The 4597-nt window shown below is 70.3% G+C and carries 5 protein-coding genes; 3 read left to right on the forward strand and 2 right to left on the reverse strand.

The genetic code is table 11. From position 1 onward, the window contains the following. The first annotated feature begins 314 nt into the window (after positions 1-314). Together V7050_RS18260 and V7050_RS18265 are read left to right on the forward strand one after the other, a co-directional pair. Positions 315-1460, forward strand: a complete 1146-nt coding sequence (locus V7050_RS18260) for a lytic murein transglycosylase (RefSeq protein WP_324366836.1) — start codon at positions 315-317, stop codon at positions 1458-1460. A gap of 1 nt (position 1461) precedes the next feature. After that, on the forward strand, positions 1462-2190 hold the full coding sequence (locus tag V7050_RS18265) for an NYN domain-containing protein (RefSeq protein WP_324366834.1): 729 nt from the start codon (positions 1462-1464) through the stop codon (positions 2188-2190). Between the two features lie 49 nt (positions 2191-2239). Here the strand turns inward: V7050_RS18265 and zapE are convergent, their stop codons facing one another. Then, the gene (zapE, locus tag V7050_RS18270; RefSeq protein ID WP_324366832.1) at positions 2240-3352 is read right to left on the reverse strand and encodes a cell division protein ZapE; all 1113 of its coding nucleotides are present in this window, start codon (positions 3350-3352) and stop codon (positions 2240-2242) included. A gap of 7 nt (positions 3353-3359) precedes the next feature. Continuing rightward, entirely contained in the window at positions 3360-4079 is a 720-nt protein-coding gene (locus tag V7050_RS18275; RefSeq protein ID WP_324366830.1) for an alanyl-tRNA editing protein, read from the reverse strand. A gap of 175 nt (positions 4080-4254) precedes the next feature. Between V7050_RS18275 and V7050_RS18280 the strand changes: the two genes are divergently transcribed. Continuing rightward, positions 4255-4597: MFS transporter (locus V7050_RS18280; protein WP_324410972.1), on the forward strand; the 343-nt coding region annotated here is incomplete at its 3' end.

Below are 4597 nucleotides of genomic sequence, written 5' to 3' on the forward strand. Positions count from 1 at the left end.
GCCGACCGATTGCACAATCCGTGTCAGCGATGTCTCGCCCGGCGGCGCATCAAGCGTGCGCACGAGGCGAAGGCCGACCGGCGCGGCCGCTGAGGCGACGCCCGGCGACGGCCCCGGGGGCTCGCCGGAAGTATCGCGGCCCGGACCCATCGCGGCCCTTCTTATTTGATCGCGGGACGGGTATCATCGCGGCAAAACAAGAGCACCGGAGGCAGGCCTTGCATCGACTTTCCCTTGCCGCGCTCATTTTCGCCTTCGCGACCGGTGGGTGCGGGGCGGGCGCGAATTCCCCGCTCGAGACGAGTTCCCCACCCATGGCGCGCGACCACAGGGCATCCCCGCCGGCGAGCTTCGTCGCCTGGCGCGACGAGTTCCGCCGCTACGCGCTGAGCCAGGGCATCCGCCCGGAGGTCTTCGACGCGGCCTTCCGCGGCGTCACCGAGAACCCGGAGGTCGCCCGGCTCGACGGCAGCCAGGCGGAATTCACCAAGCCGATCTGGGAGTATCTCGACGGCGCCGCCTCGGCCGCGCGCGTCCAGACCGGGCGGGCGCGGGCGCAGGAGATGAACCGGACGCTGGCGGCGATCGAGAGCCGCTACGGCGTCGACAGCCAGGTGGTGCTGGCGGTCTGGGGCATGGAGACCAACTACGGCAGCAACCGCGGCAGCATGCCGGTGATCGAGAGCCTCGCGACGCTGGCCTACGAAGGCCGCCGCCGCGACTTCGCCGAAGAGCAGCTGCTGGCGGCGCTGCGCATCCTCCAGGCCGGCGACGTCTCCCCCGAGGCCATGCGCGGGTCCTGGGCCGGGGCGATGGGGCATACCCAGTTCATGCCCTCGAGCTACCTCGGTTTCGCGGTCGATTTCACCGGCGACGGCCGGCGCGACGTCTGGGGGAGCGATCCTACCGACGCGCTCGCATCCGCCGCGAACTACCTCGCCCGCGCCGGCTGGCAGCGCGGCCGGCCCTGGGGCATGGAGGTGCGCCTGCCGGAGGGATTCAACTACGGCACCGCCGACCAGTCGAACCGCCGCCCGGTCGCGGACTGGAACGCGCGGGGCGTGCGCCGGCTCGACGGCTCGCCGCTGCCGGACCACGGTCCGGCGGCGGTCATCACCCCGGCGGGCGCCAGCGGCCCGGCCTTCGTCGTCTACGGCAATTTCTTCGTCATCAAGGAATACAACAACGCCACCTCCTATGCGATGGGCATCGGCCATCTCGGCGACCGGATCGCCGGCGGCGGCGGCTTCGTGCAATCCTGGCCGCGCCACGAGCGCGAGCTCAGCCGCACCGAGAAGATCGAGATGCAGAAGCGCCTGACAGCGCGGGGATTCGATCCCGGCGAGACCGACGGCGTGGTCGGGCCGGATACGATCTCGGCGATCCGCGCCTTCCAGTCGTCGCAGGGCATGGTGCCGGACGGCTTCGCGACCTCCGCGCTGCTGGCGAGACTGCGCTGAGATGGCAAGCCCAGATCGCAGCAAGAAGCTCGCCGTCCTGATCGACGCCGACAATACCTCGCCGAAGATCGCCGACGGGCTTTTCGACGAGGTGGCCAGGATCGGCGAGGCGAGCCTGCGCCGGATCTACGGGGATTTCTCGAAGGGCCAGCTGGCGGGCTGGGAGAAGGTGCTCGCCCGCCACGCCATCCTCGCCCAGCAGCAGTTCGCCTATACCACCGGCAAGAATTCCACCGACATCACCCTGGTCATCGACGCGATGGACCTGCTGCATTCGGGGCGCTTCGACGGCTTCTGCCTCGTCTCGTCGGACAGCGACTTCACCCGGCTCGCCGCAAGGATCCGCGAGCAGGGCGTCGATGTCTACGGCATCGGCCAGCAGAAGACGCCGGAGAGTTTCCGCCAGGCCTGCACGCGCTTCATCTTCACCGAGAACTTCACTGCCGCGGACGACGCCGGCAAGGCGCCGGCAAAGGCGCTCTACAACGCCGCCGATGCGGTGCCACTGCTGGAAAAGGCCACGGCGGAACTCGAGGAGGACGCCGAGGGCTGGTACGATCTGGGCACGGTTGGCAAGCTGCTCATGAACCTCTCCTCGGAGTTCGACACCCGCACCTACGGGCATGCCAAACTCTCCTCGCTCGTGGAAGCGACCGGCCGCTTCGAGATCGGCCGTTCGGGTCAGAACGTGCGGATGCGACCCAAAAAGGGCGGGCGCAGGCGGAGCTGACGTCGCCTCCGCGCGCATTCCTCGACGTCTCGCGGGCGGATCGGGCCGGTCATGCCGGCGCGGGGCTGCCCGCCCAGGTGGCGGAGCGCATCTCGTGGAGCCGGGACACGGTCCGGCGGAACTCGAAGGCGCCCTCGCCCTCCTCGTAGAGCTCCTCGGGCAGGGTTGCCGCCGAGGCGATCAGGAGGACCCTGGCTTCGTAGAGCGCGTCGATCAGCGTGACGAAGCGCTTCGCCTCGTTGTTGCGCGAGCGTGACAGGCGCGGGATGTCGTCGAGGATCACCACCCGGAAGGCGGCCGCGATCGCGAGATAATCCGCCGCTCCCAGCGGCCGGCAGCAGAGCACCTCGAAGCAGGCGCGCGCGACCGCATTCGCCGCGAGCGGGATCTCGACCGCGCGCCCCGTCACCATCAGCGTGCGCGGTGCGCCGGAACCCGCGGCATGCCGCGCCCAGGCCGCATCGAGCGCCGCGGTCGCCGCCGGCCCCAGCGGCGTGAAATAGACCTCCTCGCCCGCCGCGCGATCCAGCCGGTGATCGGTGCGGCCTTCGAGATGGTGCACCTCGAGGCGTTCCTTGAGCATCGCGACGAAGGGCAGGAAGAGATGCCGGTTCAGCCCGTCCTTGTAGAGCTCGTCGGGATGGCGGTTCGAGGTGGTGACCACCACCACCCCGCGCGCGAAGAGTCGCTCGAAGAGCCGCCCCACCAGCATGGCGTCGGTGATGTCGGTGATCTGCATCTCGTCGAAGGCGAGCAGCGTCGCGCCGTCGGCGATGGCATCGGCCACCTCGCGCACCGGATCCTCCGCCCCGCGCTGCCGGGCCGCGTGGATCGCGGCATGGGCCTCCTGCATGAAGGCATGGAAATGCACCCGCCGCTTCGGCGTGACCGGGGCCGCGTCGAAGAAGAGATCCATCAGCATCGACTTGCCGCGGCCCACGTCGCCGTAGATGTAGAGCCCGGGGACCGATTTCTCGACCAGCCGGTCGCGGCCCCAGCCGAAGAGCCCGAGCCCCACCCGCTTCGGGCGCGCGGGGTTGTAGTCGCCGAGCCGCATGTGCAGCAGCTGCAATTCCTCGACCGCGCGCCGCTGCGCCGGGTCCGGGCGGAACGCCCCCGCCGCGACCCGGCCGCGGTAGAGGGCCATGGGGCCTTGGTTCATGGGGGATCTATTCCGTCAGATGGATGTTCACGCGGCGGTTCTCGCGGCCCTTCTTCTCGATCTTGCCGATGCGGATCCCGCTGATCTCGCCGGTCCGGCGCACATGCGTGCCGCCGCAGGGCTGCAGGTCGACGGTCCCCTCGCCGGTGCCGATCCGGATCAGCCGGACCCTTCCCTGGCCCGTGGGCGGCTTCACCTTCATGGTCTTGACCATCTCCGGCCGGGCCGCGAGCTCGGCCTCGGTGATCCATTCCGCGCGCACCTCGAGATCGGCCGCGACCAGCGCGTTGAGCGCGGCCTCGATCGCGGCCGGATCCTCCGGCGGCTCGGGCATGTCGAAATCGAGCCGCCCGCGTTCCTCGCCGATCGCCCCGCCCGTGACCCCGAAGGGCAGCACCACCGACAAGAGATGCAGCGCGCTGTGCATCCGCATCAGCCGGTGCCGCCGCGGCCAGTCGAGCACCACCCGCAGCCGCTCGCCGGGCTCGGGCAGCGCGCCTTCGGCCAGATGCAGCACCCTTTCGCGGTCGCCGTCGGGATGCACGGTGCCGGTCACCGCGATCTCGCGCCCGTCCGCCCGGACCGATCGGCCGGTATCGCCGGGCTGGCCGCCGGAGGCGGCATAGAACACCGTGCGGTCGAGCTCGAATCCGCCCTCGCCCGCGGCCAGCACGATCGCGTCGCATTCCGCCAGATAGGCATCGTCGCGGAAGAGAAATGCGGTCATGGCGGCCTCCGTGGCATCCGCCCATCCGTAACAGGTGAAGGCGGCGCGTCAACGTCCCGGCCGGGATGCGGCCATCGCCGATCGTGATGCCCGGGGCAACGATTGCTGATTTGACTGCCCTCCGGGGGATGCCCCAGTGTCGCGCTAGAGACCGATCCCCCGAAGAGCGCCCCCGATGCCTGCTGCCCGTGCCACGCTCTTCACGCCGGTGATGGTGGCGGGCTGCGTCATCCTTCTGGTGAATTTCGGCATCCGCGCGAGCTTCGGGCTGTTCCAGATCCCCATCGCCGGCGAGTTCGGCTGGCCGCGCGCGGAATTCTCGCTGGCCATCGCCATCCAGAACCTCGCCTGGGGGTTCGGCCAGCCGGCCTTCGGCGCGCTGGCCGAGCGCTTCGGCGACCGGCTGGCGATCACGGTCGGCGCCGTCTTCTATGCCGCCGGGCTGGTGCTCTCGGCGGGGGGGGGCTCGCCGCACGCCCATCAGATCTACAACGCGCTGGTCGGGTTTGGCCTCCCCC

Origin of the sequence: Amaricoccus sp., from assembly GCF_036846665.1 — a bacterium.
In the GTDB taxonomy this organism is placed as follows: Bacteria; Pseudomonadota; Alphaproteobacteria; order Rhodobacterales; family Rhodobacteraceae; genus Amaricoccus.

What these genes read in the sequence shown, in the direction of transcription:
- V7050_RS18260 (WP_324366836.1), top strand. Translation starts at nt 315, where the DNA reads ATGGCGCGCGACCACAGGGCATCCCCGCCGGCGAGCTTCGTCGCCTGG.
- V7050_RS18265 (WP_324366834.1), top strand. Translation starts at nt 1,462, where the DNA reads ATGGCAAGCCCAGATCGCAGCAAGAAGCTCGCCGTCCTGATCGACGCC.
- zapE (WP_324366832.1), bottom strand. Translation starts at nt 3,352, where the DNA reads ATGAACCAAGGCCCCATGGCCCTCTACCGCGGCCGGGTCGCGGCGGGG.
- V7050_RS18275 (WP_324366830.1), bottom strand. Translation starts at nt 4,079, where the DNA reads ATGACCGCATTTCTCTTCCGCGACGATGCCTATCTGGCGGAATGCGAC.